The organism is Neoroseomonas rubea, assembly GCF_016106015.1.
Taxonomy (GTDB): Bacteria; Pseudomonadota; Alphaproteobacteria; order Acetobacterales; family Acetobacteraceae; genus Neoroseomonas; species Neoroseomonas rubea.
Genome location: NZ_JACADQ010000370.1, coordinates 1 through 4,007, shown reverse-complemented (window position 1 = coordinate 4,007; position 4,007 = coordinate 1). Strand labels below are relative to the sequence as shown.

Annotated in this window: 6 protein-coding genes; 1 reads left to right on the top strand and 5 read right to left on the bottom strand. The window is 71.9% G+C overall.

All coding sequences use genetic code 11. The features are described from left to right. Together HW577_RS21985 and HW577_RS21980 are read right to left on the bottom strand one after the other, a co-directional pair. A partial coding sequence (locus HW577_RS21985; RefSeq protein WP_198378253.1) for a lipid-binding SYLF domain-containing protein occupies positions 1–788 on the bottom strand: 788 nt, incomplete at its 3' end. 94 nt (positions 789–882) lie between these two features. Next, the gene (locus HW577_RS21980; RefSeq protein WP_198378252.1) at positions 883–1,521 is read right to left on the bottom strand and encodes a histidine phosphatase family protein; all 639 of its coding nucleotides are present in this window, start codon (positions 1,519–1,521) and stop codon (positions 883–885) included. Positions 1,522–1,638: 117 nt separating this feature from the next. Here HW577_RS21980 and HW577_RS21975 point away from each other — a divergent pair, with 117 nt between their 5' ends. Next, positions 1,639–2,136 (top strand): GNAT family N-acetyltransferase, encoded by a 498-nt coding sequence (locus HW577_RS21975; RefSeq protein WP_198378251.1) that lies wholly within the window; start codon positions 1,639–1,641, stop codon positions 2,134–2,136. Here HW577_RS21975 and HW577_RS21970 read toward each other — a convergent pair. The 3 genes from HW577_RS21970 to HW577_RS21960 form a co-directional block, all read right to left on the bottom strand. After that, complete coding sequence (locus HW577_RS21970) at positions 2,120–2,998, bottom strand: ABC transporter permease (RefSeq protein ID WP_198378250.1); 879 nt, start codon at positions 2,996–2,998, stop codon at positions 2,120–2,122. The two genes, HW577_RS21975 and HW577_RS21970, sit on opposite strands and share 17 nt — an antisense overlap. Continuing rightward, complete coding sequence (locus tag HW577_RS21965; RefSeq protein ID WP_198378249.1) at positions 2,995–3,750, bottom strand: ABC transporter ATP-binding protein; 756 nt, start codon at positions 3,748–3,750, stop codon at positions 2,995–2,997. Before HW577_RS21965 ends, HW577_RS21970 begins: the two co-directional genes overlap by 4 nt. A 36-nt stretch (positions 3,751–3,786) precedes the next feature. Next, positions 3,787–4,007: hypothetical protein (locus tag HW577_RS21960; RefSeq protein ID WP_419956603.1), on the bottom strand; the 221-nt coding region annotated here is incomplete at its 5' end.

The window sequence follows — 4,007 nt, the reverse complement described above, 5'->3', positions numbered from 1 at the left end:
GGCAGGCTTTCGGACTGCACGCGCCCGCCCGTGCCGCCCGGGGCCGGGGTAATGACGGCCTGCGGCGGCGCCGAACCCTGCGGCTGCGGCGTTGCGGCGGCCGCGGGCGCCTGCGAGATCTGCATCAGCGCGGCCCGCAGCGGGTCCGCGGCCGCGTTGTGCGCCTCCATGCCAACCACGACCTGGCGCGGGGAGACGTCGCGGCCGAAATAGGCGCGCATCGACGCGCTGCGCGCAGAGAGGAGGTTGCCGTCGAGCGACACGCCGGCGAACAACCCGCGCGCCCGGGCGATAGTCACGATGTCCGCGCCCACCGCGGCCGTCGTGGACCCCGCGATCCCGCGTCCCAGCGTGCCGAGCGCGACACCCGCATCCGCGCCGATCCGGAACTGGCTGTCGAGCACGGCATCCAGCGCCTTGTCGTTCATGATGAGCATGACGACCTGCGCATCCTGGATGCCCACCTGGAAGCCGATGCTGCCGCCGCCCATGGTGAAGAAGGCCGGCGAGGACCAGGACCCGCCGCCGTCGCGCGCCACCAGCACGCAATCACCGCCCTGGCCGGCGACCACGAAGCCGCCGCGGATGACGCGCGGGCAGATCATGGCGGCACGCGCGCGGCCGAGCATCGACCGCGCATCGGCGCTCATGTCGCCGAGGTCGAAGACCTCCCGCAGCGACAGCGTCGCGCGGTCGACGAGGTTCTGCTCCTCGGCCTGCGCGCGGGCCTCACGCCCGCCGGCGAGCAGCGCGAGGGCGGAGAGGGCGATGAAGGCGAGACGACGCATGAAGCGAACCCTCCAAGCCTTTGATGGAGCGTCCTTCTAACCGCATGATTCGGGCAACACAAAGGTTTCGCTGCACCCGATTCGGAGCGTATCGTCAACGATCCTCGGCCGGCGGCGTCCAGGGCTCCTCGTTCACCGCGGCCACGCGCCAGTCCCGCCCATGCTTCTCGATCCGCGTCAGCGAGAGATTCTTCACGCTGAACACCAGCGCCTGGTCGGGCGACAGGCCCATCGCATGCGCGAGCGCGGCGCGGATTGACCCGCCATGCGCGACGATCACCACGTCCTGCCCTTCGAGCAGCGTCGCCATGCGTTCCAGCACGGCGGCAACGCGCGCCTGGACCTGGCGGAAGGATTCGCCGCCCGGCGGATGCTCCTCCCCCGCATGCGGCCAGAAGGGATGCGCGGGATGCGTCAGCAGCGCGGGCAGCGCCTCATGCGGTATGCCCTGCCATTCGCCCAGATGCTGCTCGGCAAGGTCCGGTTCCGCCGCGATCTCGCTCGCGGGATAGCCAGCCGCGAAGATCGCCGCAGCCGTCGCGCGGGTGCGCGAGAGATTGGTGACGAACCAGCGCGCGGGCTGCGGCAGGCGCCGCGCGAGCCAGCGATAGGACGCCGCTTCCTCCCGCAACGCGAGGTCGCAGAGCGCGACATCCATGGAACCGTAGAGCACGGCGCGGGCGGAGGGCTCCACCAGCGCATGGCGGACGAGGAAGAAGCGGGTCGGTGTCACGCGGGACGGCATAGCCCGGCAGCGCGGCGGGGGCGAGAGGGGCTTTGCCCCCTCGCACTCCCCCCACCAAAGGCCGAAGGGCCTTTGGGAACCGACATTTTGGCGCGAGACTCGGACATGGACATCGCCATCCACGACCACTGGACGCCAGGGGCCATCGGCGGCATCGCGGCGCTGCACGCCCGGACCTACGCGGCGAGCCACGGCTTCGGCGCCTTCTTCGAGGCCAAGGTGGCGCGGGAGCTGGGCGAGTTCCTGCAACGGCTCGATCCCGCGGGCGACCTGTTCCGCTGCGCCATCGCGGGCGATCGCGTGCTGGGGTCGATCGCGCTCGATGCCGGGGAGGATCCCACCAGCGCACATCTGCGCTGGTTCATCCTCGACCCCGCGCTGCGCGGGCGGGGCCTCGGGCGGCGCTGGCTCGCGCAGGCGATCGAACGAGCGCGCAGCGCCGGCGCGCCGGAGATCCATCTCTGGACGCTCGACGGCCTCGACGCCGCGGCGCATCTCTACGCTCAGGCCGGCTTCGCCCTGGACCGGGAGGTCGCGGCGGAACAGTGGGGACGGCGCGTGACAGAACGCCGCCTCGTCCTGCCGCTCACTCCCCGATATTGAGCAGCGCCCCCCGCACCCGCGCCTGGTGGAACTGCGCGAGGAAGATCCACGCCGCGGCCGCCAGCCACACCCCGTCCAGCGCCACCGCCCAGGCGAGATGGTCCCAGGCGATGCGCCCATCCGTCAGCGCGGCGCGCATCCCCTCGAACACATGCGTCGCGGGAATGGCGAGCGAGACCGGCTGCAGCCAGCCCGGCAGGACCGAGACCGGGTAGAACACCGCGGCGAAGGGTGCCAGGCCGAACATCACGCCCCAGGCCAGGGCCTCCGCCCCCGCGCCGTGGCGCAGGATCAGTGCCGTCACGGCCAACGCCACGGCCCAGCCCATCGCCATCAGCGCGGCGACGAACAGCACCAGCACCGGCCCGACGGTCCACATGCCGAAGCCATAGAGCAGGAAGGCGAGCAGCATCGCGGGCCCGACGCCCGCGGCCGTGCGCAGCACGCTCATCGCCGCGAGCCCCGCCACCATCTCCGAGGGCTTGAGCGGCGAGACGAAGAGATGCCCGAGGTTGCGCGACCAGACTTCCTCGAGGAAGGAGATGGCGAAGCCCATCTGGCTGCGCAGCGTCACCTCCCACAGCAGCACGCCGCCGAGCAGCACGCCTGCCGCGATGGTCGCGGTGTTCTGCTGCACGCCGGCGAGATAGGCGGTGACGAACCCCCACACCACCATCTGCAGCACCGGCCAGTACATGAGTTCGAGCAACCGCGGCCAGGACCGGCGATACAGCGCGAGATGCCGGTACATCAGCCCCCAGACGCGGCGCGTCGCCGTGCCTTGCCTGCGGCTCCGATTCGGGCCTCCGGTGCCCGCGGCCTCCGGTCGCTCCGCCCTGCGGTCATCGGCGCCGCCGCTCATGCCTGAACCTCCGCCTTCGCCCGCCCGCGGGCGATGTCGAGGAACACCTCCTCCAGGTCGTCGCGCCCGTACTTCTCGAGCAGTGCGGCGGGGCTGCCCGCATCCACCACCCGCCCGCCCTTGAGCATCAGGACGTTGTCACACAGCCGCTCGACCTCGCCCATGTTGTGGCTGGCCAGCAGCATCGCCGCGCCGGTCGTATCCCGGTACCGCTCGAGCGTCGTGCGCACCCAGTCGCCGGTGTCGGGGTCGAGGCTCGCGGTCGGCTCGTCCAGCAGCAGCAGCGCCGGGCCGTTGATCAGCGCCTTGGCCAGCGCGACGCGCGTCTTCTGCCCGGCTGACAATTGCCCCGCCGGGCGTTTCGCGAAATCGCCGAGGGCGAAATCCTCCACCAGTTCCGCAATGCGACGCTTCATGTCCGGCACGCCGTACAGATGCGCGTAGACGCGCAGGTTCTCCTCAACCGTCAGGCGGTGCGGCAGCGCGATGTAGGGGGAGGAGAAATTCATGCGCGCGAGTGCGGCGAAGCGATCCGTCGCCATGTCGTGGCCGAGCGCGATGACGCGCCCCGCGGAGGGCACCAGCAGGCCGAGCAGCATCGCGATGGTGGTGGACTTGCCCGCCCCGTTGCCGCCGAGCAGCCCCCAGGTCCGCCCCATGGGCAGGGTGAATGTCAGGCCTTCCACCGCTGGCGCGTCGCCGGGGCGGTAGGTCTTGCTGAGGCCTTCGACGAGCAGCGCCGGCGTGTCCATCCGACCCATATCGGCCTGCGCGGGCCGCGCGCCAAGTCACGCGGCGGGGCGGCGGCTTTCCACCAGGCGGCCCTGGAACAGGGTGATGCCCATCTCCCACCCCCAGGCGATGGCGGCGGGACGATCGACGGCAGAGAGCACGACGGCGTCGCGCTCGGCCGGGAAGGCGGCGCGCAGCGCCTCGGCGGCGGGGGAGCCGAGCGGCGGCAGCGCCTCCGACCAGCGCAGCCGCACCGCGCCGACCCCCGCGCGGGATG